We start from the raw sequence: 22,878 nt of genomic DNA, 5'->3' as shown, positions 1-22,878 counted from the left end.
ATTTCGATATTATTTGGAAAGTTTCAGCCGTGCGTCCTGATTCTGAGCCGCGAGCTCCCGCAGCTGCTTTTTGCTTACTTTGCCGACACCCGTGTGGGGGAAGGAATCCATAAATTCCACCCGATCCGGGATTTTGTACGCAGCGAGCCCTCTATTCCTGAGAAACGCCTTCAGCTCATTGCCGCTAACCGCGCCATGATGAACGATAACGAAGGCGCAGGTCCGCTCGCCCAGATACTCGTCCGGCATCGCGACCACGGCAGCATCGTGCACGCTGGGATGGGCAAGCAGATGGTTCTCCACCTCTTCGGCTGCAACCTTGTCCCCCCCTCGGTTAATTTGATCCTTGGAACGGCCTTGGATCACCAGGTAACCTGAAGGCGTCATGCTGGCAAGGTCACCCGTGCGATAGAAGCCGTCCGTGGTAAAAGCCTTTTCGTTATGCTTGTCCGCTTTATAGTAGCCGCGAATCGTATAAGGCCCCCGTGTCAGCAATTCCCCGACTTCGCCGGGGGCTACCTCGACATCATCCTCATCGACCAGCTTCACTTCATCGTAAGGGGACATGGGCCGCCCCTGCGTATGCACCGTTATGTCTTCGGGGTCATCCAGCCGGGTATAGTTCACCAAGCCTTCCGCCATCCCGTACACTTGCTGCAGCTTGCATCCCAGCACCGTTTGCACGCGTTTGGCCGCCTCCGCACTGAATTTGGCCCCGCCTACCTGCAGCACCTGCAGATTGGAGAGGTCTTCGGAACGGGATGGTGCCGCTTCAAGCCAAATCATGGCCAGGGGCGGAACGACCGCCGCTATCGTGACGCCCTCGGAAGCGATCAGCGGAAATGCCGCATCCGGACTCGCTGACCGGGCAAGAACAACCCTGCCTCCGGCATACAGCGTCCCCAGCACGCCCGGCGAGCTGAGCGGAAAATTATGCGCGACGGGAAGTACCGCCAAATAAACGCTATCCTTATCCAGCGAGCAGATTTCGGCGCTCATGCGCAAGCTGTAAATATAGTCGTCATGCGTTCGTGGTATGAGCTTCGGCAGTCCGGTCGTCCCGCCCGACAGCTGGAGAAACGCGATATCGCCGGGAACAGGGCCTTCCGCGTCTGATCCGTACAAAGAGCGCTCCGAATCATCGAGGTACAAATCGTCCAGGGATGCGAACGCCCCCGGACCCGGGTCGCCGGCTACGATGACATGGCGGAGGGAAGGGACCGATGCCTGAACCTGAGCCGCCAGGTCGCGATAATCGAAGCCCGTTTCCATATCGGGAACGATATACGCGGCGGCTTCGCTAAAGCCGCACAGATATACGATTTCGTTCCGGCGATGAACGGGCAGAGCGAAGACGGGAAGCGCTCCGATCCGGAACAGCGCGAATATCGTATCGAAAAATGAAGCGATATTCGGCAGTTGAACGATAACCCGCTCCTGTGCCTTAATGCCGAGCTTAAGAAATCCCGCGGCCAATCGATCCACCCGGTTGTCCAGCTCGGCGTAGCTTATGTGCCGGTCGCCGCACACGACCGCAACCCGTTCCCCATGCGCTGCAGCCCGTTTACGCAAGAGCTCTCCAAAGGTTTCGCCCTGCCAGCAGCCTGCCTCCCGGTAGCGGGCGGCAAATTCCTCCGGCCAAGCCTTACAACCTGCCAACATTCCTCATCCCTCCTCCAACATCGTTGTTTGTTGTTCATTCAAGCCCATCGCGGCCAGAATCGTGCGGAATTTGGCCGAAGTCTCGGCCAGCTCCGCCTCCGCTATGGAACCGGTCACGATTCCTGCGCCTGCGAACACCCGCAATAAGGTTCCTTCCGTTTCTGCGCAGCGAATCGTCACCGCCCACTCGCCATCCCCGTTGGCATCCGACCAACCGACGGCTCCCGAGTAGAAGCCGCGATCGAACGGCTCGATCTCTTGTATGGCATCCCGGGCCGCATCGGTCGGCGTACCGCAGATTGCCGGCGTCGGATGCATGGCCAGGGCAAGCTCCAATGACGTTACCGATTCATCCTTCATGACGCCATTGATTTCGGTGGATAGATGCCACATGGCTTGGGTCTGTACGAGCGCAGGTTCGGCGGGAACCTCCAGCTTGCTGCAATAAGGCTGCAAGGCCGATGCCACGGCATCGATTACGATGGCATGCTCATATCGGTCTTTGGCGGATGACAGCAGGGCTGCCGCCCGCCGCTGATCTTCAGCGGGATCGGCGCTTCGTGCCGCAGAGCCCGCCAATGGATTTCCTTTGATTCGCGAACCCTTCTTCGTAACTAAGAGCTCGGGGCTTGCGCCAAACAGCGTCCGGGTGGATGCAACGGCATACGGGCTTGAAGCGTGGGACAATTCGGGTGCCAACGGTACGGCAAACGTGTAGCCATGGGAGTGGTGATAAGCTAAATGAGTCAATATCTGTGGAATGGACAGGGCATGAGGAAGCGTGATATCCAGCGTTCGGGAAAGCACCGCTTTATGGAGTTTCTTTTGAGAAATGAGGTCCAGCAGCCGGTTCACGCCTTCCTTGAACGCCGTCGGCTCCGGAACGGAAAGCACCTTGTAACTGGAAATTCGGGGCATTTCCGGATCCCCGCCTTCAGAGAATAGAAGGGAATCGTGCCACTGGGCCGAAAGCGGAATAAACAGACTGGCCGGTTTTTGAATGTCAAAAGGTATGGCGCCAACAACAACGGCATCCGGCCGTCCCGCTTGCTTCGCGAATTCCAGCAATTCACGGACGCGTTCCGGCAGCGATCTGTGCCCGGTTCCCGCGGGAACCGGCAGTAGTCTTGAGTACTCTCCATGCGTTAACAGCGTCTTGCGAGGGGATGAGAAGAAGAAAGACGAACCGACCTGGTATTGTTCCATAAGTTGCGCAGCCTCCGCTGCGGTTGGAGCATCATAGCGTAACATTTCAGTCTCCTCTCTGCTTATGAGCCTACCTAGTATATTGAATTTAGAAAATCATCAAGCATGAAAACCCGTAAATGCTCAGCATCCCAACGTCGCGCCGCCATCCACGCATACGTCCTGCATCGTCATGTGCCCGGCCCGATCGGATACAAGGAAAACGACCGCATCCGCAATGTCCGAAGGGATTGCGATTTTGCCAAGCGGTATGCCGAGGCGGAAGGAGTCCGGCGCCCCCTCGATAATGGGCCTTGCACCATGTTCATCCTTCCATAACAAACGCTGCATTTCGGTATCCGTAGAGCCCGGGGAAACCACGTTACAGCGGATATGGTGGCGGGCATATTCGAGCCCCAGGCATTTCGTAAACATCGTGGACGCCGCCTTGGAGGCTGCGTAGGCCGACATCTGGGACCGCGGAACCTTGGACGCATTCGAGCCTACCGTCACGATAGCTCCGGAATGACGGCTCGCCATGCGTCGCACGACGGAGCGCGAGGTGTAGAATACGCCGTGGGTATTGACGTTGAAGTGGGCCTGCCAATCCTCGTCGGTAAGCGACTCGACCCCGCCGACCCGCAGCACTCCCGCAACGTTGACGAGAATCTCGATCGGTCCCAGCTCATCCTCAACCCGTTCGACCATCGCTTCAACCTCGGCACTGCGGCTCACATCCGTCTTGTAAGCCGCGGCATGAACGCCTGATCCGGATAGGTCGGCCGCAAGGCGGAGCAGCTCGGCCTCCTTTCGGTCGCAGGCCGCTACAACGGCTCCTTGCCGGGCAAGGGCCCGTGCCACCGCTTCGCCTATTCCTTGGGCGGCACCGGTCACGAGCGCTACTTTTCCTCTAATGCCTGTACTCTCCATGGTGATCATCTCCTTCGTGTTCAGGGTAAAGGGCAAACCGTAATGCTCTGCTGATGAGGACTGGCAGCACGGATAGATGCCCTTCCCCCTCAAACTCCTTGAATTCGGCATGCATGCCGTACTCGGACAGAACAGCCAGACGTTCGGCGAGCTCAGATGCGCGGATGCAATTGCCGGTGACGTGGGGCCTTTCGAGCTCTCCTGCGCCAAGCAGCAGCCGAACAGGATAAGGTTGTTCCTTGACCTGATCGGCATAGCGCTGCTCCAGCTCGCGTAGACACTCCGAATTCCAGTGAATAGAAGGGCTGCCGGCGATGTAACACGAGAACGCCTGCGGTTTGCTGAACATGGCATAGAGCGTGAACAGCCCGCCGAGGGAATGGCCGAATATCGTCTGGCGATGCCGGTCAATGTTGAACTCGCCCTCGATCTGCGGTTTCAGCTCCTCCTCGATGAATTGCAGAAACTCAGCAGCTCCCCCCTGCTCCGGCACGGAATCCCCGTCCAGCTTGTTCCTGAACTTCGTGTTTGGATAGGGCGTGTAATCATAGAACCGGTCCGAAGCATACTGCCCCTCCGTCTCGTAACCGATGCCTACAACGACAGCCGGCAATATCCCGGTTTTGTCCGGCCTGTGGCACTGCAGGCGCAGCGTCTCGACCATCGTGTGAAACACGCTGTTGCCGTCCAGTAAATAGATGACCGGATATCCGGACGGCGGGGCCGGTCCCGTCGGCTGTGCCGTTATGATTCGATAGCGGCGCCCGCCCCTCGAGCGCATCCCCCAATGCTCCGCACGGGCCAGCACCACGCTGCGCCTCATCATGTCTACGGAAGTCGTATGATGGCTCATATGTTCCTCCTATTGACCCGCAATGGAGCGAACGACGTCATCCACGATTTTCTCGTAAGCGATCAGGCCGCTTCCCAGCCAGTATTCGTTATCGGCTTCATAGACCTGACCGTTCTTGACCGCGGGCATGCCTTTCCAGATCGGGCTTTCCGTCATTTCCTTCATGCGTTCCGTTCCTTGATCATAGGCGTTGATGACGAATATATAGTCCGCATCGAGCTGCGGGAGTATTTCCAGGGATAGGTTAGCTGCATTCTCGTTCTCGACCAGCTTGGACTTGCCCAGTCCCAGGTCCTGATGGATGACATATCCGCACAGGTAATTTCCGCCCATCAAACTGACTCCTCTGGGTGCGAAACGGATAATGGCCACGTTCTTGTCCCCCACCACGGAACTCAGCTTCGCCTTCGCTTCGCTTGCTTTTTGCTGATAATTTTTCAAGGCGGTCTCGGCCTCCGGCGCCTTCCCGAGCAGATCGCCCAGGGTGGTCAGCGATTTCTCGACATTCCCGGAAGCATTTTTGAATACGTACGTCGGCGCGATTTTGGCGTATTTCTCATAGGTGCCGTCCGCCGCGTAAGTCTCCGTGTGAAGCACGATAAGATCCGGTTCGTAGGACATCAGGGCCTCCGGCGAAGGCAAGCCACCCGAAAAATCGATCAGGGGAATGCCGTCCAGCTCCTCCTGCAAATAAGAGTGTCCTTGCTTGCCGTTGGCCCATTGGGCAACGGGCTTCACGCCGAGCTTCAACAAGGAATCTTCCATGTTCGGCGCAAACACCTTGTTCACCTCAGCCGGAATCCTCACTTCGTGTCCAAGCTCATCCGTTACCGTACGTTCCTCCTTCGTGGACGTCTCCTCACGGTTCGTCCCTGGTTCCTCCGTCGACGCTTGGCTGCTCCCTGCTTTGCCGGACGTCTCCACCGCTGCGGTCTTCGCTGCCTCCTGATCGCCACCGGACGCTTCGGTCTCCGCCTTATCCCCACAGCCTGACAGCAAGCCTATGATGACGGCACAACACGCAAGTGCCGCTATATTGATCCTCCAAATTCTCTTTCCACGATTGAAACGTTTTGCCACAATGTATCTCCTCCTGTGATAATGATTCTCAATTAAGACGAGTATATATTACGTAGCAAACGATTCACCATGGCTTTTATCCAGAACTCCGTTTGGACTATCTCCTGTAAACAGCAGCATCGCCTCGTCCAGCATTCTCGTCACGGCAAGCGCGGAGTATTCGAACCAAGGATCGGACGAGATCGTATAGACCCTTCCTTGAGCGACGGCTCGAAGCCTATGCCACTCGGCGGAATGCTGGAGCGCGAGCCAATAGCGCCGCGATGCGGCTTCCGGGCATACCGCGATCAGAATCCGGTCCGGATCGCACCGCAGCAAATCATCCATCGTTATCTGCTGATTCCGGCTGGCATCAGATCGGCAAGCTCCCTTGAGCTGCAAATCCTGAAACAGCACTTCCTCAAGCCCCCGGTTACCGTAGGAATAGAGATTTTGCCCATATATCCGCAGCGCGGCAACACGATCATTCCCCACCACTTCCTGCATTCGCGAGCGTGCCCGCGCCACTTTCCGCTCATACTGTCCGATCCAGAACTGTGCTTGTTCTTCCTTGTTCAGGAATGCCGCGATCAGCTCCAGCTGCTTCTTCCACCCTGCATGGGACGGAACAATGAAGGTGGGGGCGATAGGCTCCAGCTTGGCTATTTCCTCTTCACCCAGGTGATCCATGCCGATAATGACGTCGGGTTTGGCGCGGAACAGCTGCTCGATATTCTCCTCAAAGCGGCTGTCCGGATAAGGGTTCGTCAATTTCAAGCGGGACTTGATCTCCGAATTGTAGGCATTGTAATAAAACGGGGTCCACTTCGCATCAAGCGGCGCGGCGGCTGGAATGACGTTCAGCGCCACCAGCTGCCCGATGATCGCAGAAGAACAGGCCGCGATCAGCTGCCTCGAATTTCGGGCATATTCCGACGGCGACATGCCCACCTTCTTCTTGAATATCCGGCTGAAATAGAACTCGTCCTTATAACCAACCTTCTGTGCGATATCCCGAAGCCGATCGTCCGATTCGGCCAAGTAACGCTTGGCGTGATTCATGCGAACATGCGTCAGGTAATCAATCGTGGTCTGGCCGAATGTCTTCCTGAACAGGTCTACGAAATACTTGGGACAGATATTAGCCATTCCGGCCAGTCTGCCAATGGTTAACGCTTCGTGATAATGGCTGTCGATGTACTCCTTGATCTCCACCAGGCTGGTTTTTCCGTTGCGATCCGAATCCGATGCGTTATCTATGATCTGCTCTTCTTCCGTATGCATGAGCTGCCTCCTTTTTTCGATAAAACGATATGCAGGCGTGGGGTTTCAGATTTTATAACTGATAATGATTATCATTTTCATCTATAAAAATAGCATGACGCTTCTATCGTGTCAATCCAAATCTGGAAGGATATGCTTGTCTTCATCTTCTTAGAGAATGCGGTTAACCGGCTCCCATTCACGCAAAAAACCCGCCTTCGGGCACTTTCTTCAAGTGTCCCATGGCGGGTTCTCGCTTCTGCAGTATTCAATTTTTACGACAAGCAGTATTTCACCAGCGCTTCGTGTACGCCGTCCTCGTTATTCGAAGCCGTTACCGCATTTGCGGCGGCCTTGACCTCTACCGGCGAATTATCCATCGCAATGCCCATGCCCGCGTAAGTGAGCATCGTAATATCGTTGAAGTAATTGCCGATGGCCAGCACTTCGTCCGGCCGATAGCCTCTTTTGGCTGCCAGCTGCTTCAGCGCATTTCCCTTGGATGCTTGGCTGTGCATCAGGTCGATAAAGAACTCGCCGCTTCGCAGCATGTTGAAGGGCAGGGTCCACTTGCTCCAATCCGCATAGACGCGGTCGATATCGGCGGATTCGCCGAATACCGTAAATTTCACGACCGGGTCCGACAGCTCCTCCCATGACGGCAGATTGCTTGGCAGCATCAAATAGTTTTCGTACATCGAACGTACCGGTCCGGCAAGCTCATCCACCTGGTCCACGTACATCTCGAAGGCGGTATTCACGTCAAAATGCACCCCGTGCTCACGGCAATATTTCATGAAGGGTTCCAGCTGACCCGGGTCCATGCCGAACTGATGCACGATGTGATGGGTCTCCACTTCGACCGTTGCCGCGCCGTTATGACTGATGACATAACCGCCGAGACCCATGCTTTTCATGAAAGGAATCGAATTCAGCGGCCCTCTGCCCGTGCACAGTACGATCTCTACCCCTTGTTTTGCGGCTTCCATCACGGTGTTCCTGGTCTTCTCCGTAATTTCGTGATGATCATTCAGCAGCGTTCCGTCTACGTCAAGCGCGACCAATTTGTATCCCATTCTCCATCCATCCTTTAAGTCTCTATTTCTCTATTCTGATCCGGCTCTTCCGATCAAAGCCAGTTCTTGCTCGGTCAGCTCCCGGTAAGTTCCGATCTCGAGATTTTCATCCAATCGAAGTTCGCCCATGCTGATTCTTTTGAGATACACGACTTTTTTGCCTACCGCCTCAAACATCCGCTTGACCTGATGAAATTTGCCTTCATGGATGGTCAGCGAGATGCGCGACAGCGAGACTCCGTCGTCCCGTTCCTCATGGGAATGGATCGCCAGCTCTCCGGGCAAGGTTACGTATCCGTCATCCAATGTGACTCCTGCGGCAAACCGACGCACATCCTCTTCGTCCACGCGGCCCTCTACGGTCGCTTCATAGGTCTTGGGAATATGCTTCCGGGGCGACAGCAGCTCATGGGCCAATTTGCCGTCATTCGTAAGCAGCAGCAGTCCTTCCGTGTCTTTATCCAGCCTGCCCACCGGAAACGGCTCAAAGACCCGATATTCCGCATCCAGCAGATCCAGCACCGTACGATCGCGCAGATCCTCGGTTGCCGAGACGACGCCCGGAGGTTTGTGCAGCATGAGATACACGTACTCCCGGTATTGAATGGTTTCCCCTTCAAACTCAATGATATCCGCGTAGGGATCCACATGTTTTCCCGGATCCTTCGTTACCGTTCCGTTGACGACGATGCTCCCCTGCTTCGCTTTTTTCTTTAATTCGGCCCGCGAGCCGAATCCCAGATTGGACAGCACCTTGTCCAGTCTTTGCGTAGTCCTGCCTTTGCCACTCATACCGATGTCCACCTCCACCCTGCCGGATACTCGTTCTTCAACATGCCTGACTGCCATTTGCCCCAGCCGGCCGAGTATCCGTCTATACACACTAACACATAACCCTTCGCTTCAGCACCCGGCCGGCACGTCACGCGTTCCTCCGGAATCGACAAGGTTTCCCCTTTCAAATACCGGACCGCTTCGCCGTCCTGGGAAGACAGGCTCACATGCCGGGCGGCCTCATCCGCTTGCAGCGCCGTTGCCAAAGGATGCCCCGGCACGAACCGTTCATTCTTCAGCTGTCCCATGTACCATCCGGGACGGATGGCCTTCAGCTGCTTCAGACGCTCCTCCGGCAGTGGCGATACGTACACATGGCTGCCGTAGACAACGGGATATCCCTGCAGCTTTACGTGCAGCTGCTCTTGGATAAAGGCCTGGAACGGGTCGATCGAAATCGGATTGGATTGACGATCTCCCCCGCTTCGGCGGGATGCCTGCTGACGCGAAGCCCCGTTGCTGCCCCTCCCGGGTTTTCCCGGCCGCTCTTCCCGGAGAGCGGATTTCCCTTTACGCTCTCGGGATGAGTCGGCCCGCGGGGAGACAGCAAGCGAACCGTGGTTCAGGCTGCCTGTCTGGATCCAAGGAGCTTGGTCTTTCTCGGCCTCCCGGAGGTCCAGCTTACCTTCCCGCTGAAGCACGGCCATGAAATGCCCTTCGCCTCTGACCTTATGCGGCCACAATCGGGCGGTGCCGGCTAGCTGTCCCAGCACATCGTCCTTCACGTTCCCTTGGCCCGCCATCCAGTCCGTTTCTCCCGGGGAAAAGAATTCCGAATGATCCACCGGAACCACGCGAAAATCCGGATGTTCGCTCAGAAACTCCGCAATCATCCCTTCATTCTCTTCCGGAGAGAAGGTGCAGGTAGAATACACGAGCCGGCCTCCCGGGCAGAGCATGGCTGCCGCCGATTTCAGGATGTCCCGCTGCATCTCCGCAAACTTGAGCGGAGACGATTCCTCCCAGTACTTCAGCATGGATTCGTCTTTGCGGAACATCCCTTCGCCGGAGCATGGAGCATCAATCAATATTTTCGTGAAAAATTCGGGAAAAGCCCCGGCAATCCGCTCCGGCTCCTCATTCAGCACCACGGCATTCCGCACGCCGTACATCTCCAAATTTTTGGCCAGCGCTTTGGTGCGGTCCGGATGCAGATCATTGCTGATCAGCACCCCCTGCCCCTTCAGCTTCGCCGCAATCTGCGTGGATTTGCCCCCCGGAGCGGCGCACAAATCCAGTACCCGGTCGCCCGGCGTAACATCAAGCAGCTCGACGGGAGCCATGGCGCTCGGCTCCTGGATATAATAAAGCCCTGCATGATAGTAAGGGTGCCGCCCCGGGCGCTCCCCCTCCTGAATATAGTAACCGGTTGGACACCAGGGGATGGGCGCAAGGGCAAAGGGGGATATTTCCAAGAAATCGGACTTGCCGATCTTCAGCGTGTTCACCCGAATGCCGGCAAACGGGGGTTGTTCATAAGACTTCATAAAATTGTCATAGTTTTCGCCGAGCAGCGATTTCATCTTCGCCATAAACGGCGAAGGCAGACGTAATGCCATACTAAGTACCTACCTGTTCTGTATCGTATCGGTTTGAAGTGTATGTTCGCACAGCCGAAGCGAACTTTCGCATGTTCCGCTGCGACTTTTAATATTGTATAATAAACTACATTAAAAAGGACAAGTCCTTGTTTATATTACTCATTAGGGGGTGGATCCATGAACCGCAAAAAAAAGAATAAATACACCGCGTTATACGCCTTCGGGGGAGTCTTCGTACTGTTGGTTGCCGCACTCGTTTTCTTGAACGGTCAAGGAGAAGCAAGCGATTTATACGGCGGCAAGAAGGTCTCCAGCCTGAACCCGGCTACACAGGAGCTCCTTAATGATCCGAATTACCAGCAAATCATTTTGCCGGATCAGCTGAAGAACAAGGTCGACAACAAAGAGAACTTTTTCGTGTACTTCTTTGCTTCCGATTGTCCGCACTGCCGGGCGACGACCCCGGAATTGATGCCATTGGCCGATGACGCCGGCATTACGATGCACCAGTACAATCTCCGCGAGTATCAGGAGGGCTGGAGAGAATACAACATCGAGTTCACCCCGACGCTCGTATACTTCGAGAACGGCATAGAGAAGGAACGCATGGTCGGCGGATTGAAACCGGAAGGTTCCAGCGAAGGCTACTCCATCGACGACTTCAAGCAATTCCTGGATAAATACAAAGGGAGCGTGACGAAATGAACCGCACCCGCGCCATTCTCTTTACCTTCGTCATATCGGGCATGCTGCTGACCGCATGCGGCGGCAAAGAATCCGCTGAAAGCCATCAGCACGGCGCCGCTTCCGAACGATACGAGACCACGGCCAGCCTGACGGTGATGCCGGAGTTTCTGTCCAATTACACCGACAATACGCAAGCAACCTATGCCACGGTCGGAGAACTTGAGGACATTATCAAGGAAATCAAGTGCTACTGCGGCTGCATGGACGAGGAGACCGGCTATCATGATTCCCTTCACCGCTGCTTCATCGCCGAGAGCAAGGACGGCGAAGTCAAATGGACGGACCATGGTGCCCAGTGCGGCATCTGCCTGACCGAGCTCCAGGATGCCAAACGGCTCCATGACGAAGGAAAATCCGTCGAGGAAATCAAACAGTTCATCGATGACAAATATAAAGGCACCGAGTCCTGATCCATCGCATGATCATACGAAAAAAGAGCTGCCCACACGTAGATCCTTCTACAGACGGGCAGCTCTTTTTTTACTTATTCTCTCGGCGCTACTTGGCATGTGCCCGCTCCGGCTTGCGCCGCTGCGGAATGTTCGGCTTGATCCGCTCCGATGCCAACAAAACCGCCCGCTTCAGCTCCGTATCCCCAATTTCGATCGTCAGATCCCTATAGGGGAACGGATGAACGTCATACGATAACAGCTGCTTGGCGTAGTCCCGCACCTCGCCTACCAGCTTCCCCATCGAGATCCCGAGTTCATCACGGGGATAGCTTTCGAGCCGGGAGGCGGCGCTTGTGAACATCTTGTATGCTCCTCGTACGTTGTTGTTCCGGAAGTGAAAGAGCCCGACGGCCACTTGCAGCAGCCCCTTGTACCTGGGATCGCGATCCCGCTCCAGCCACAACTCCTCTAACACCTCATGGCATTCGAAGTAATCCCGGTCCCGGTTGAAATAGACGAGGTAAGCGACATACAGCGGCTCATAGCTCATCTTCATTTACTTTCTTCTTGGCTGCCGCCAACAGCTCCTTCACTTCGTCCAGAAGCACCTTCATCTCATCCATGTCATGATCCTGCCATATCGCATTAAAGCGGCTCTGGAATGCGATCGCTTCATTGACCAGATGGAAAAAGTACAGCTTGTGTATCGCGTTCAGCACCTGCGTCGTAATATTGGAATCGTCCTCGAACTGCCGCTGCGCCTCCAAAATATCCTCACGGATGCTCGACATTTCCGTATCCAGCGTATTGGCCGCTTCTCCGGCCTTCTTCAGCCGCGCCCGAATGTCATCCGGCAGGCTTTCACGGTACTTGTAGCTAAGGGAATGCTCAATCGTAGCCCAGAAGTTCATGGCCAGCGTGCGGATCTGAATTTCGGCAAGCACCTTCTTTTGCCCCAAAGCCGTTTGCACCGGATATTCAATGATCATATGAAAGCTCCGATAGCCGCTCTCTTTGAAATTGGTAATGTAATCCTTCTCGTATAGCACAGTCAGGTCTTTCCGCGCCCGGATATATTCGGCCACCCGCCGAATATCCTCCACGAATTGACACATAATGCGAATGCCTGCGATATCCTCAATCCCGGTTTCCAACTGGTCCATCGGCACATTGAGGCGTTTCGCCTTGTCCAGTATGCTCGAAATCCGTTTGACCCGACCCGTTACGAATTCGATGGGTGCGTATTCCTCCCTTTTTTTCAGTTCGGCACGCATCGTCTTGAATTTGACCTTCAATTCCTCAACGGTCTGCTCATACGGAAGCAAAAATGTCCCCCAGTCTCTAACGTCCATCGCCTTGCCTCCTGTCTTTACCCCTTTACCGATGATTAGCGCCGACGGCTTCGGAAATATGGCTGAAGCCATCCCGTGCAAGCAGCTCCCGGAGACCGGAATGAAGCTTGCGGTTCACCTCAGGCCCTTCATAGATAAGTGCTGTATAAATTTCCACCAGGCTTGCGCCTGCGCGTATTTTGTCATAAGCGTCCGTTGCCGTAAAAATCCCCCCGGATCCGATAATCGGAAGCGAACCGCCGGTTTGCTTGTAGATCCGCGACACGATCTCCGTCGAGCGGTTCCGCAGCGGCTTGCCGCTCAGGCCTCCGGTTTCCTTGGCGTTGCTGTGCGTCAGGCCGTCCCGCGAAAGCGTCGTATTCGTGGCGATAATGCCGGAAACGCCGCTGGCGCTGATCGTATCCACCATGAATTCCAGCTCCTCATCGCTCACGTCCGGCGCAATCTTCACCAGAACGGCCTTCTCGCCCCCATGGATCTTCGCCTGCCGCGACATTTCGTTCATCACGGCTTCCAGCAGGGATGACAATTCGCTCCCATGCTGAAGGCTGCGCAAATCCGGCGTGTTCGGCGAGCTGATGTTGACAACAAAAAAGTCGCCATGCGGAAATAAAGCTTGAATGCAAGCTTCATAATCATCGTTGGCTTTCTCGTTTGGCGTCGCCTTGTTCTTCCCGATGTTGACGGCAACCGGAATGCGGCGTTCCTTGAGTGCAGACAGCCTTTTGGCCATGGCCTCGGCCCCTTCGTTATTGAAGCCCATCCGGTTGATGAGTGCCTCATCCGGAGGAAGCCGGAACAATCGCGGCTGTTCATTGCCCGGTTGTCCCTTCGGGGTTACCGTGCCTACTTCCATAAATCCGAAGCCGATGGAGGAGAAGCCTTTGACGGCGTGAGCGTTTTTGTCCAATCCGGCGGCAAGTCCGACCGGCGTCGGGAAATGAAGCCCGAACAGGTCCACTGCCAAATCCGGCGTTTCGTTTACACCGTACATCCCCCGCATGACAGCGTCTGCGCCGACCACGCCGGAGGCACGTCCAAGGCCGCCAACCACAAGGTGGTGGGCTTTTTCGGGGTCCAGTCTAAAAAATATAGGTTTGCCTATGTTGCGGTACAGCACATCCACTCTTCCTCTCATCCAGTTATTTCTCTATCCTTCAGTTTATCCGTTTCTTCCTCAAAAAGAAAGTTCTTCGGCATAAACTGAGCGATCGTCCCGGCTTGAAAGCGATATGGCAATTTTAGGACAAACCCCTTACAATAAAGGAAGATTGCACAAATCATTTCACGATCATGAGAGAAAGAGGGGAAAGACATGTCAGCCAAACGTAAGCCTCCGACCTTGCAGCAGAAAAAAGAAGAGGTTAATAAGAAGGCCATACTATGGATCAGCTCCGGCATCGCTCTTCTGATTATCCTGATTATCGTTCTGATTGTGATCGCCCAGCCTTAATCCAGCCAGTGATACACCTTGCCCGGGTTGGTCTGACCCTGGGTATGCTTGAGCTTAAAACGCTCTTTCGGCGTCCACAGGTCCTCGGGCAGGACCCCTTCCCTTATTTTCACGACGGTTCCCATCGGAACCAGGTCAAACAGCTCCTCAACATCCTCAGTCAGCATACGGATACAGCCCTCGGATTCGTTCGCGCCGATGCTGTCCACGTCCAGCGTCCCGTGTATCGCGTACAGCGTATCGGAAAGCTGCATTCCCCGCGTGCCGTAGGGACCCTTCGTGGTTCCGTTCGGATTGACTACCTTATCGTTGATATGAAAATCACCCAGCGGCGTTTTCGCTCCGCCGAGCCCGACCGCATAATTACGCAGCAGGATGCCGCCGCTTACGACGGCCAGCCGATGCCGTTTCCGGTCAATGATGACCTGAAGCGGCTGTTCGAAAAAGGGATCTCCGTCCGGCGAAGTCCCCCAATATCCAGGTTCCTCCAAGCTGTTCCCCGGCTGCCCCGGTTGCCCTTGACCGCCATTTCCTTGGGATTGCTGCCGCATTAACGTTTCGAACATCTGCTCCATCGCTTTCGAGCGGCCGGACAGCCAATTGCTAGGGAACGGCTGCGTCAATTCATCCAAGCTTTTGGGCAGGCGGCCGTGCCGAGCCTTATACTGTTTGGCCGCTTCCTGCAGAACGGCCGTCTCAACCTGGAGATCGGCCCACTGCCCCGCGCTCCGCTTAAGCCTCGAACTGTCCGCAGGCTCGCAATCGCACTCTTCGGCTGCTCCCTCGTAAGGCTGAATAGCGATCGCGCCTTGATCATTCCGATGCAGACCGTATAACCGTTCCATGTCCCGGCTCCACAGCAGCCATTTGCCCGAACGCTTCATACCCAGCGCAACCGACCAATTCGGCAGCTGCTGCGGATGCTGAAGCAATGAGGACAGCGGACCCGCGGAGTCCTTGCCTTGGCCGGAAGCAACGGCCGTGTACAGCGGTTCCTTGCGCGAATCCGGCTTCTCTTTGTTGAGCGCATTGGCGGACGCCGGCTCATGCGGCGGGAACAAAACTTCCGCAACATTCCCTGTAGCGGAGCCCGGCGCCTGGGCGGGCGGAAGGAAAACCAGCAGGAGCAGCACCAGCGCCGCTAGCAAACGCCGGGTCCTCTTTCGCTTGCGCTCTTTGTCCTTCTCCATCTCCAATAAGCGCTGCTCGTAATTTTTCCATATGTCGGAAGGGACCTGACTCAGCTCAAAGGCTTCGTAGACCCCTTCGGCTTTGTTGTAGCAGTAGTTCGCCTTGCCCTGCTCGCCGGCCTGCTCATACTCCTTGCCCAGCAGGTACCAGGCCATTTTATTATCAGGATGCGTCTCCACATATCTTTTGAGGTACAGCGAATTGTTCATTCGAGAGCCTCCTATAATGACATTTTTACCTCTATTATCCTGTATATCGGAATAAACGCTCCGATTATGTATGAGTCCCCGGATATGAAAAAACGCCCCCTGCCTTAGTCGGGCAGAGGACGTCGGTATGAGTTCAAGATGGAATATCAGGGATCGAGCGGAATTTGTTATTCTGCGTTAAACGGCTCGTCTGCAATCCGAATTGAATCTGTTGGGCAGCCGTCGCAAGCATCCAGCATGTCGTCATGCATATCTTCCGGAATTTCCGTTACCCCGCGGTTGTTGTCCCCGTCGAAAATAACTTCTGCCAGGCCTTCGTCGTCGTAATCGTAAATGTCGGGTGCCGTTGCGCCGCATGCGCCGCATGCGATGCAGGTATCTTTATCTACCCAAGTAAACTTCGCCATAGTCTCTCTTCCTCCTGTATATCTATAAACATCTCTATAAACATAGTATAAGCTGACGGTTCTGCCGCCACCATCTACATATATTAATACAATTGTTTTAGGAATACAAATAAATTTCCTAACATTTTCCGACAAAAATCGGCTGTACTTGCAGGCCAATGAGCTGTTCTGTGACGAACAAAAAACGGCTAATCGCGATCTCGGTCCTGACGATCGGTATTTTTATTATCGTTCCCCAGTTCCCTTACAAAATCCATCTGTAAAGAAGTACCTCTCCGCTTATGATTGCGGATTAAGGACGATGGGTCATCGCCCAGCATGCCGGCGGTCAGTACCGCGCTCTCGCCGAATTTATTGCGCAGCTCGTCCATCACCCGGGTCAGCGACTCTTTCTTGGGCTGCTTCTCGTAGTCGAACAGGTCCAGCTGAATGGCGGATTCCTCCTTCGCCGTGAGCTGCTGCAGCGTGACGCCGAGCAGACGGAGCGGCTTGTCCTGCTTCCAATGCCGGTTATACAGCTCGCACGCTTCCCGGTAGATGTCCTCGGTATTTTCCGTCGGGATGGCAAGATGCCTCGACCTGGTGATCGTCTTCATGTCCGGCGTGCGCAGCGTAATTTGAATGCCGCTGGTCACCAAGCCCTGCCTGCGGAGGCGGCGCGCTACCTGATCGCTTAAGTTCAGCAGCACCCTTCTGGCCTCCTCAGCCGAGGTAACATCCTGCGGGAGCGTGGTCGTGTGTCCGATGGACTTGCTTTGTTCCCGCTCCGCGACGACCGGGGCATGATCGATGCCGCTGGCCGCTCGTTTCATCCATGACCCCATCACGCCAAAGGTCGAGGTCAGCAGGCTTTCGTCGGCGGCAGCCAGCTGCCCAATGGTCTGGATGTTCAGCTTGCGCAGCTTGTCGGCCGTCTTGCTCCCGATGCCGAACAGCTCCGCGCAGGGTTTGTTCCAAAGCACCTGCGGGACGTCCCGAATTCGCAGCACGGACAGCCCGTTGGGCTTTTTCATGTCCGAGGCCATCTTGGCCAGCAATTTATTGGGAGCAATGCCGACCGAGCACGGAAGCGACAGCTCCTCGCGGATGCGCTCCTGGATTTCCCGAGCGATATCCAGAGGGGTGCCGAACTGCTTCGAGCCGGTAATATCCAGGTAACATTCATCGATCGAAGTCGCTTCCAGCAGCGGCGTATAAGCATAAGCTATGTTCATGAATGCGTTGGAATACTTGCGGTACAGATGGAAATCCGGCTGGATGATCATCAGGTCAGGGTAGATTCGCAGCGCCTGCCTCACGTTCATGCCGGTACGGATCCCCAGCGACCTCGCCGCGTAGGAGCAGGTGACGATGACGCCTTTGCGCAGCTCGATGCTGCCTGCGACGGCCGTGGCTTTGCCACGATAGAGCTCCGGCTCCTCCGCCTCATGCACGGAGCAGTAAAAAGCATTCATATCCACATGCAGGATAACGCGGCCGCTGGCCGGATAATAATCGTCGATAGGTCCCACGCAGCATTCCTTCTTTCTTCGGTACGGTTCTTCATAATTTATAGGGAATAGGGCAGCCCCATTATTTAAGGTTCGGTCTGAATGATGGTTACGGTACTTGAGGCAAATGGTGCCTCTTCCATTATACCGTTTTTAGAGATCGATGCCTGTATGATCTTGTCCGCTAAGCAAATCATGTACGCACGGCTGGCCTCGATTTAACGCGTCCAGCATACCGTCCGCCTTCGCAAGGGTCATGGATGGGCCCCTTGCGGGAAAAGTTTGTTTTACTCTGTTACTTTCCCGCAAAGAAATGCTATAATACAAAATTATAAACAATGCGGTCCAATCCCGGACACCCAAAGGAGGACATCATGTCTAAGTCCATTTCCATCTTTGATACGACACTTCGCGACGGAACCCAGGGCGAAGGAATCAGCTTGTCAGCGGACGACAAGGTCAAAATCGCCAAGAAGCTCGATGCTCTTGGTGTTCATTATATTGAAGGCGGTATCCCGGGAAGCAACAGCAAGGACATCGAGTTTTTCAAAAGAGTCCAGGATCTCGGCTTAACCTCAAAAGTAACCGCTTTTGGCAGCACCCGGCGCAAAGGTTCCATTGCCGACCAGGATGCCAATCTGCTTCGCATTCTGGAATCCGGCGTTTCTGCCGCTACCTTGGTCGGGAAGTCTTGGGACTTCCACGTCCATACGGCGCTTCAAACGACACTCGAAGAGAATTTGGCCATGATTTATGATTCCATCGCTTTCCTGAAGCGGAAAGGCCTCGAGGTCATTTTTGATGCCGAGCACTTTTTTGACGGTTTCAAGAACAATCCGGAATATGCTGTTGCCGTATTGTCCAAGGCACGGGAAGCAGGCGCCGACTGGCTTGTCATGTGCGATACGAACGGCGGCAGTCTCCCGCACGAGATTTCGGACATTGTCACGTCGCTGACGGGTCCATTGCCTGGCGCTCCGCTCGGCATTCATACCCACAACGACTGCGAGCTTGCCGTTGCCAACACCCTAAGCGCCGTGCAGGCAGGTGTCCGGCACGTGCAGGGAACGATGAACGGATACGGGGAACGATGCGGGAACGCCAACCTGTGCTCCATCATTCCGAATCTGCAGCTGAAGCTCGGGTATGAGTGCATCGGTGACGACAACCTCCGCACGCTGACGAATACCGCACGGTATATCAGCGAAATCGCCAACGTTAACATGCCGGTTAACCAGCCGTATGTCGGCAACGCCGCCTTCGCCCATAAGGGGGGCATCCACGTTTCGGCGATCCTGCGCGATTCCAGAACGTACGAGCATATCGAACCGGAGAAGGTCGGAAACAAACAGCGCGTGCTGGTCTCCGAGCTCGCGGGGCAGAGCAATATCGTATCGAAGGCGCAGGACATGGGGCTTGACTTTGATCCGGCAAGCGAGCAATCCAAGCATATTATCGGTAAGATCAAGGATCTCGAGCATGAAGGTTATCAATTCGAAGGCGCAGACGCTTCCCTGGAGCTGCTTCTTCGGGAAGCGAACGGAGAGCTCAAGGAGCTGTTTACCTTCGAATCCTTCAAAATGCTGGTCGAGAAGTCGGCCGGACAGCCGGTCGTCTCCGAAGCCTTCGTCAAAGTCAACGTCGCCGGCGAGAGCATTTATACCGCTGCGGAAGGCAACGGTCCGGTCAATGCGCTCGATAATGCGCTGCGTAAAGCGCTGGTCCAATACTTCCCGACGCTCAAGGAAATGCATCTTGCCGACTATAAGGTGCGGGTGCTGGATGACAAGGATGCAACGGCAGCCAAGGTCCGGGTTCTGATCGAATCCAAGAACTTCGAGAATGCCTGGAACACCGTCGGGGTATCCAGCAATGTCATCGAGGCCAGCTGGGAAGCGCTGGTGGACAGTATGCGTTATGCGCTGCTCGGCCAGATTTCCCCGGAGCAGGTGCATGAGTCAGCGGCAAGGCAAGGCTTGGTAAATCATTAGGTTATGTCCAATATAAAAAGCGCGTATCCACCATGTTCAGGACATGGCGGCCGCGCTTTTTTTTGGTTTTGTCAGCTGGCTAAGCAAACGATTAATTTATCAGCTTGGCCACCTTTTTACGAAGATCCTTGGGATCGGGAGCGCCCAGAATGATTTCCTGAATCACGCCGTTACGATCGATCAACACGTTGGTCGGGAAAACCTGCCCTTTATACAGCTCCTCGAACACTTCTCCTTTCGTATCGAGAAGGATCGGGTATTGAAGGTTAAAATCCTGAACAAATTGACGCGCTTTCTTCGCATTGTCATACTTGGACACGTTCACGCCGTAGATTTCGAGCTCACTTGCATACTCTGCAGCCAACTTGTCGAGCTCCGGCGCCTCCTGCTTGCACGGCTCGCACCAGGATGCCCAGAAATTGACAAGCATTGCCTTGTCGCGCGCTCCGCCGCCGGAATAGGACTTATCGTCCATCCCCTTCAAGGTAAAGGTCGGGGCAAGCAGGCCGGCTTTGGCCCCCGTCTCCGTCGGAAGCGGCTTCTCCTGCATGAAGACGGCCTGGATATCGTCGCCGGCTTGATTATAGACAACAGCGCCTGCTGCGATAAGAAGCAGGACGATAATGATGATGTTACGTTTCATAGGTATAGGTTCCTTTGCTAAACTTAGTTATGGAGGTTGTTCAAAAAGTCCGCTTTTGAACACGCACTTATAGATCCTATTGTACCCTGAAACCCCGATCTTTCAAACACGCGATCGACGCCATCATAAGATCGGACCAATTATATGATCCAGGAGGATTATACATGAACCCGTCTCACGCGTCCCTGGAGCGGCTTCTGCTGCGCGAGGCCGTCAAAGAGCATATGTCGGACCATATGCATCATCGTTTGCCGGAGGAAGCTTGCGGCGTCCTTATCGGGCATGCCGATGAAGCAAGCCGGTCCATAACCGTTACGCAATTTATTCCCGTAAAAAATACAGCGGAATTTCCGCTGCATTCTTTTCATCTGGACCCCGTTCAGTGGACTCGCTTGGTATTGGCTGAAAAAGGCATCGTCGGTTTATTTCACAGTCACCCGCATACCACGCCTGACCCCTCGGGCGAGGATCTGCTTCAGCTCCAATCCTTCGGCGGGTTGCTCCGGGTGTATGCTATTGCTTCTCCTGCAGTTCCCGGCGCCTCCGGCTTAAACGCATTGCAGCTCCATGCCTACAAAATTATCCGGAGTGAGGAAGAACGCGAATCCTTCAGCCAGCTGCCGCCAAGCTCCAAGTCGCTTCCGGGAAGGGCATTTTATTCCCTTGCCCCGGTCCCATTTGCAATTCTAAAGAAATGACGAACTGGCGGACACCTCCAATCTCCAATCCCAATGCTACCCCTCGCTTAGATAGACGTATAAATCCCCTAGCGTGGTAGCCTGGCCGCGCGCCTGAATGTCTTTCATGTAATCGGCCCACAGCCGGGCGGTCATGCGCGCATCGGACAGAGCATGGTGCCTTCCCTCCACCGGAATGCCGCTGCTTCGCAGCAGCTCATCCAGACTGTAATCCTTCTGTTCGGGATATAACCTCTGCGCGAGCATCATCGTATCGAGCAGCCGATGCGTTAATCGAACCTTGGAGGTCTTCCACAAGGCGGCGTTCAAGAAACCCCGGTCATGCGCGGCGGCATGGGCAACAAGCACCCTCCCCCCTATAAAGGCCATGAAATCATGCAGCCCCTCCATTAAAGGCGGGGCTGCATCAACCATTTGCTGCGTGATACCCGTAAGCTCGGCAATGAATGGAGACACCGGGGCACCGCTGTTCACGATCATATGAAAGGTTTCATTCTCGATCACCTGCTCCCCGATGACCCGGATCGCACCGAAAGACAGTATTTCATCGCCGTGCTGATGGTTGAACCCCGTCGTCTCCAGATCGAACACGACAACCTCCAGCTCGTCCAGCGGGGTGCCCAGAACCTCCGGCCTCCGGTTATCCTTCATCTGGGATCGGATGAATGCCAATTGCTGGGCCGTCTGCGCCCCGCGCATGGAGGCGATGGCGGAATTGATGTTACCCGAACGAAGCGATCTCCAGAAACCGCCGTTCGATTGTACCGGTTCAGTCATGGGCTTCTCCTCTCCGCAAAACGATGCTCGCGCTGCAATGATCGGTGCACCCGTCTCACCACTCCAAGCGTATCGCGAAGCTCGTACTGCATGGTTTTGTTCTTGAGCTGCTCCTGCGGGATATACCCGCTGCTCGTAATCAGCCCGTCCTCCACTCGAATGGGCGTATCGTTTCTCAACCGAAGCGCCGTCAAAAAAGCGCGCTGCACGCTTTCCAGCAGCAGATTCCCGCCTTCAAGCAGCATCACCTTTTCCATGCGTTTTTGCGTCGAGGTTTCGATGATGCCCCGCTGCAGCGCCATGGTGCGTATGCTGTTCACCAGCGGAATATAAACGCCATACTTCACGTCAAACTCGCCGGCATGCTCTCCAAACCGCTCCGTCACGATTCGCCCCATGACATTCAGCGTTGCCTTATGCTTGACCGTGTTTCGCAGCACGGCATGGCCGATGTCCGGATGCTGCTCGACGGAGCTGCGGAAATGGTCCACCCACGCCTCCGAAAGCTCGGTATCGCCCGATATATGGCGCAGGTCCGAAGCAATAATGAAGTTTCGTATCGGTTCCCACTGCCGGTCTCCGCACCATTCGCTGATCTGATTCTTCCAATCGCCAAGCCGCTTGCTCCATAATGGCTCGGAACACATCACTTTTCCGGAGCATTTCGGGTACCCGAGATATTCCAGCAGATTCGCCAGCCGAAGCCCAAATTCCCGAAAGAAGGGGAGCGCCTCCTCTTCCAGCTCATCGCCAATGATCAAACCGTTGTCCTGATCGCTCCACAGCGTAGCTTCCTGCCTTCCGCAGCTGCCAAAAGCTACGAACGCATAACGCGCAGGAGGCCGGCCAAAGCCAGCCTCCCACATGTCCTGCTCACAGATTGCCGCGGCACGCTGTCCAATCAGATCGTGCATCGTATTCACGGATGCGATCCACTCTCTCAGCTCCATGTTACTGCGCATCTCGATGAGATGGTTCTGACAAGCGATCCGTTCATCTCGTAATTGCTGGGCTGTTGCTGCTTTCCGAATTTCCGACAATGCCGGAAACAGATTTACGGATTTCAGAGGTTTCATGCCGCGGCCTCCTTCTGACTTGTTTCATGAACACATGATAATGGTGAGC

General features: G+C 55.1%; 23 protein-coding genes. 5 read left to right on the top strand and 18 right to left on the bottom strand.

Annotation, left to right across the window (positions count from 1 at the left end):
* Window positions 1-9: 9 nt before the first annotated feature.
* The 9 genes from RB298_RS18870 to RB298_RS18830 form a co-directional block, all read right to left on the bottom strand.
* Complete coding sequence (locus tag RB298_RS18870) at window positions 10-1,662, bottom strand: (2,3-dihydroxybenzoyl)adenylate synthase (RefSeq protein WP_096776037.1); 1,653 nt, start codon at window positions 1,660-1,662, stop codon at window positions 10-12.
* 3 nt (window positions 1,663-1,665) lie between these two features.
* On the bottom strand, window positions 1,666-2,913 hold the full coding sequence (gene dhbC / locus RB298_RS18865) for an isochorismate synthase DhbC (protein ID WP_486047978.1): 1,248 nt from the start codon (window positions 2,911-2,913) through the stop codon (window positions 1,666-1,668).
* A gap of 78 nt (window positions 2,914-2,991) precedes the next feature.
* Complete coding sequence (locus RB298_RS18860; protein WP_096776039.1) at window positions 2,992-3,777, bottom strand: 2,3-dihydro-2,3-dihydroxybenzoate dehydrogenase; 786 nt, start codon at window positions 3,775-3,777, stop codon at window positions 2,992-2,994.
* Window positions 3,758-4,630, bottom strand: a complete 873-nt coding sequence (locus RB298_RS18855; protein ID WP_096776040.1) for an alpha/beta hydrolase — start codon at window positions 4,628-4,630, stop codon at window positions 3,758-3,760. The genes RB298_RS18860 and RB298_RS18855 overlap by 20 nt, the downstream gene beginning before the upstream one ends.
* A 9-nt stretch (window positions 4,631-4,639) precedes the next feature.
* Window positions 4,640-5,710, bottom strand: coding sequence for an ABC transporter substrate-binding protein (locus RB298_RS18850; RefSeq protein ID WP_486047975.1), 1,071 nt, complete (start codon window positions 5,708-5,710; stop codon window positions 4,640-4,642).
* Between the two features lie 48 nt (window positions 5,711-5,758).
* Complete coding sequence (locus RB298_RS18845; protein ID WP_486047973.1) at window positions 5,759-6,973, bottom strand: ABC transporter substrate-binding protein; 1,215 nt, start codon at window positions 6,971-6,973, stop codon at window positions 5,759-5,761.
* A 254-nt stretch (window positions 6,974-7,227) separates the two neighbouring features.
* Window positions 7,228-8,028 (bottom strand): Cof-type HAD-IIB family hydrolase, encoded by an 801-nt coding sequence (locus RB298_RS18840; RefSeq protein ID WP_015736678.1) that lies wholly within the window; start codon window positions 8,026-8,028, stop codon window positions 7,228-7,230.
* Between the two features lie 30 nt (window positions 8,029-8,058).
* Window positions 8,059-8,820, bottom strand: coding sequence for a pseudouridine synthase (locus RB298_RS18835; protein WP_096776043.1), 762 nt, complete (start codon window positions 8,818-8,820; stop codon window positions 8,059-8,061).
* Window positions 8,817-10,421 (bottom strand): RsmB/NOP family class I SAM-dependent RNA methyltransferase, encoded by a 1,605-nt coding sequence (locus RB298_RS18830; protein ID WP_486047970.1) that lies wholly within the window; start codon window positions 10,419-10,421, stop codon window positions 8,817-8,819. Before RB298_RS18830 ends, RB298_RS18835 begins: the two co-directional genes overlap by 4 nt.
* A gap of 159 nt (window positions 10,422-10,580) precedes the next feature.
* Here RB298_RS18830 and RB298_RS18825 point away from each other — a divergent pair, with 159 nt between their 5' ends.
* Both RB298_RS18825 and RB298_RS18820 read left to right on the top strand, forming a co-directional pair.
* Complete coding sequence (locus RB298_RS18825) at window positions 10,581-11,108, top strand: thioredoxin family protein (RefSeq protein ID WP_452520228.1); 528 nt, start codon at window positions 10,581-10,583, stop codon at window positions 11,106-11,108.
* A complete protein-coding gene (locus tag RB298_RS18820; RefSeq protein WP_486047968.1) occupies window positions 11,105-11,560 on the top strand; it encodes a PCYCGC motif-containing (lipo)protein in 456 nt (151 codons plus the stop codon). The genes RB298_RS18825 and RB298_RS18820 overlap by 4 nt, the downstream gene beginning before the upstream one ends.
* A gap of 88 nt (window positions 11,561-11,648) precedes the next feature.
* Here RB298_RS18820 and RB298_RS18815 read toward each other — a convergent pair whose 3' ends face one another.
* From RB298_RS18815 to RB298_RS18805, 3 genes are read right to left on the bottom strand one after another with little or no spacing between them, the layout of a single operon-like run.
* Window positions 11,649-12,092, bottom strand: coding sequence for a DUF309 domain-containing protein (locus tag RB298_RS18815; RefSeq protein ID WP_090909553.1), 444 nt, complete (start codon window positions 12,090-12,092; stop codon window positions 11,649-11,651).
* Window positions 12,082-12,894, bottom strand: a complete 813-nt coding sequence (gene yjbM, locus RB298_RS18810; RefSeq protein WP_096776046.1) for a GTP diphosphokinase — start codon at window positions 12,892-12,894, stop codon at window positions 12,082-12,084. Before yjbM ends, RB298_RS18815 begins: the two co-directional genes overlap by 11 nt.
* A 25-nt stretch (window positions 12,895-12,919) precedes the next feature.
* Window positions 12,920-14,014 carry a quinone-dependent dihydroorotate dehydrogenase gene (locus RB298_RS18805; RefSeq protein ID WP_375120597.1) on the bottom strand — a complete coding sequence of 365 codons (1,095 nt, stop codon included), beginning with the start codon at window positions 14,012-14,014 and terminating at the stop codon, window positions 12,920-12,922.
* Window positions 14,015-14,209: 195 nt separating this feature from the next.
* Here RB298_RS18805 and RB298_RS18800 point away from each other — a divergent pair, with 195 nt between their 5' ends.
* Window positions 14,210-14,347 (top strand): hypothetical protein, encoded by a 138-nt coding sequence (locus RB298_RS18800; RefSeq protein WP_015736685.1) that lies wholly within the window; start codon window positions 14,210-14,212, stop codon window positions 14,345-14,347.
* On the opposite strand, the gene RB298_RS18795 is transcribed toward RB298_RS18800, so the two are convergent.
* From RB298_RS18795 to RB298_RS18785, 3 genes are all read right to left on the bottom strand, one after another.
* Window positions 14,344-15,747 carry a L,D-transpeptidase gene (locus RB298_RS18795; protein WP_096776049.1) on the bottom strand — a complete coding sequence of 468 codons (1,404 nt, stop codon included), beginning with the start codon at window positions 15,745-15,747 and terminating at the stop codon, window positions 14,344-14,346. The genes RB298_RS18800 and RB298_RS18795 overlap by 4 nt on opposite strands.
* 167 nt (window positions 15,748-15,914) lie before the next feature.
* Window positions 15,915-16,154, bottom strand: coding sequence for a ferredoxin (locus tag RB298_RS18790; protein WP_009594795.1), 240 nt, complete (start codon window positions 16,152-16,154; stop codon window positions 15,915-15,917).
* A 188-nt stretch (window positions 16,155-16,342) separates the two neighbouring features.
* Window positions 16,343-17,665 carry a DNA polymerase IV gene (locus RB298_RS18785; RefSeq protein ID WP_096776050.1) on the bottom strand — a complete coding sequence of 441 codons (1,323 nt, stop codon included), beginning with the start codon at window positions 17,663-17,665 and terminating at the stop codon, window positions 16,343-16,345.
* 353 nt (window positions 17,666-18,018) lie between these two features.
* On the opposite strand from RB298_RS18785, the gene cimA reads away from it, so the two are divergent.
* Entirely contained in the window at window positions 18,019-19,635 is a 1,617-nt protein-coding gene (gene cimA, locus RB298_RS18780) for a citramalate synthase (protein WP_015736688.1), read from the top strand.
* A gap of 91 nt (window positions 19,636-19,726) precedes the next feature.
* On the opposite strand, the gene RB298_RS18775 is transcribed toward cimA, so the two are convergent.
* Window positions 19,727-20,278 carry a TlpA family protein disulfide reductase gene (locus RB298_RS18775; RefSeq protein ID WP_096776051.1) on the bottom strand — a complete coding sequence of 184 codons (552 nt, stop codon included), beginning with the start codon at window positions 20,276-20,278 and terminating at the stop codon, window positions 19,727-19,729.
* A 164-nt stretch (window positions 20,279-20,442) separates the two neighbouring features.
* Here RB298_RS18775 and RB298_RS18770 point away from each other — a divergent pair, with 164 nt between their 5' ends.
* Window positions 20,443-20,976, top strand: a complete 534-nt coding sequence (locus RB298_RS18770) for a M67 family metallopeptidase (RefSeq protein WP_486047964.1) — start codon at window positions 20,443-20,445, stop codon at window positions 20,974-20,976.
* Window positions 20,977-21,012: 36 nt separating this feature from the next.
* On the opposite strand, the gene RB298_RS18765 is transcribed toward RB298_RS18770, so the two are convergent.
* Window positions 21,013-21,753 carry a 3'-5' exonuclease gene (locus RB298_RS18765; RefSeq protein WP_015736691.1) on the bottom strand — a complete coding sequence of 247 codons (741 nt, stop codon included), beginning with the start codon at window positions 21,751-21,753 and terminating at the stop codon, window positions 21,013-21,015.
* Window positions 21,750-22,829 carry a DUF294 nucleotidyltransferase-like domain-containing protein gene (locus tag RB298_RS18760; RefSeq protein WP_486047962.1) on the bottom strand — a complete coding sequence of 360 codons (1,080 nt, stop codon included), beginning with the start codon at window positions 22,827-22,829 and terminating at the stop codon, window positions 21,750-21,752. Before RB298_RS18760 ends, RB298_RS18765 begins: the two co-directional genes overlap by 4 nt.
* Window positions 22,830-22,878: the final 49 nt, after the last annotated feature.

It is taken from the genome of Priestia sp. BR_2 (genome assembly GCF_041954005.1).
In the GTDB taxonomy this organism is placed as follows: Bacteria; Bacillota; Bacilli; order Paenibacillales; family Paenibacillaceae; genus Paenibacillus_AQ; species Paenibacillus_AQ lautus_A.
The sequence above is the reverse complement of the archived record's forward strand: the minus strand, read 5'-3'. Positions and strand labels throughout refer to the sequence as shown.

Bases quoted from the DNA above. Each gene is read 5' to 3' on its own strand.
- RB298_RS18765 (WP_015736691.1), bottom strand. From the start codon at position 21,753: ATGACTGAACCGGTACAATCGAACGGCGGTTTCTGGAGATCGCTTCGT.
- RB298_RS18790 (WP_009594795.1), bottom strand. From the start codon at position 16,154: ATGGCGAAGTTTACTTGGGTAGATAAAGATACCTGCATCGCATGCGGC.
- dhbC (WP_486047978.1), bottom strand. From the start codon at position 2,913: ATGTTACGCTATGATGCTCCAACCGCAGCGGAGGCTGCGCAACTTATG.
- RB298_RS18845 (WP_486047973.1), bottom strand. From the start codon at position 6,973: ATGCATACGGAAGAAGAGCAGATCATAGATAACGCATCGGATTCGGAT.
- RB298_RS18830 (WP_486047970.1), bottom strand. From the start codon at position 10,421: ATGGCATTACGTCTGCCTTCGCCGTTTATGGCGAAGATGAAATCGCTG.
- cimA (WP_015736688.1), top strand. From the start codon at position 18,019: ATGTCTAAGTCCATTTCCATCTTTGATACGACACTTCGCGACGGAACC.
- RB298_RS18800 (WP_015736685.1), top strand. From the start codon at position 14,210: ATGTCAGCCAAACGTAAGCCTCCGACCTTGCAGCAGAAAAAAGAAGAG.
- RB298_RS18840 (WP_015736678.1), bottom strand. From the start codon at position 8,028: ATGGGATACAAATTGGTCGCGCTTGACGTAGACGGAACGCTGCTGAAT.
- RB298_RS18825 (WP_452520228.1), top strand. From the start codon at position 10,581: ATGAACCGCAAAAAAAAGAATAAATACACCGCGTTATACGCCTTCGGG.
- RB298_RS18815 (WP_090909553.1), bottom strand. From the start codon at position 12,092: ATGAGCTATGAGCCGCTGTATGTCGCTTACCTCGTCTATTTCAACCGG.
- RB298_RS18820 (WP_486047968.1), top strand. From the start codon at position 11,105: ATGAACCGCACCCGCGCCATTCTCTTTACCTTCGTCATATCGGGCATG.
- RB298_RS18870 (WP_096776037.1), bottom strand. From the start codon at position 1,662: ATGTTGGCAGGTTGTAAGGCTTGGCCGGAGGAATTTGCCGCCCGCTAC.
- RB298_RS18760 (WP_486047962.1), bottom strand. From the start codon at position 22,829: ATGAAACCTCTGAAATCCGTAAATCTGTTTCCGGCATTGTCGGAAATT.
- RB298_RS18855 (WP_096776040.1), bottom strand. From the start codon at position 4,630: ATGAGCCATCATACGACTTCCGTAGACATGATGAGGCGCAGCGTGGTG.
- yjbM (WP_096776046.1), bottom strand. From the start codon at position 12,894: ATGGACGTTAGAGACTGGGGGACATTTTTGCTTCCGTATGAGCAGACC.
- RB298_RS18770 (WP_486047964.1), top strand. From the start codon at position 20,443: ATGAACCCGTCTCACGCGTCCCTGGAGCGGCTTCTGCTGCGCGAGGCC.
- RB298_RS18795 (WP_096776049.1), bottom strand. From the start codon at position 15,747: ATGAACAATTCGCTGTACCTCAAAAGATATGTGGAGACGCATCCTGAT.
- RB298_RS18835 (WP_096776043.1), bottom strand. From the start codon at position 8,820: ATGAGTGGCAAAGGCAGGACTACGCAAAGACTGGACAAGGTGCTGTCC.
- RB298_RS18860 (WP_096776039.1), bottom strand. From the start codon at position 3,777: ATGGAGAGTACAGGCATTAGAGGAAAAGTAGCGCTCGTGACCGGTGCC.
- RB298_RS18775 (WP_096776051.1), bottom strand. From the start codon at position 20,278: ATGAAACGTAACATCATCATTATCGTCCTGCTTCTTATCGCAGCAGGC.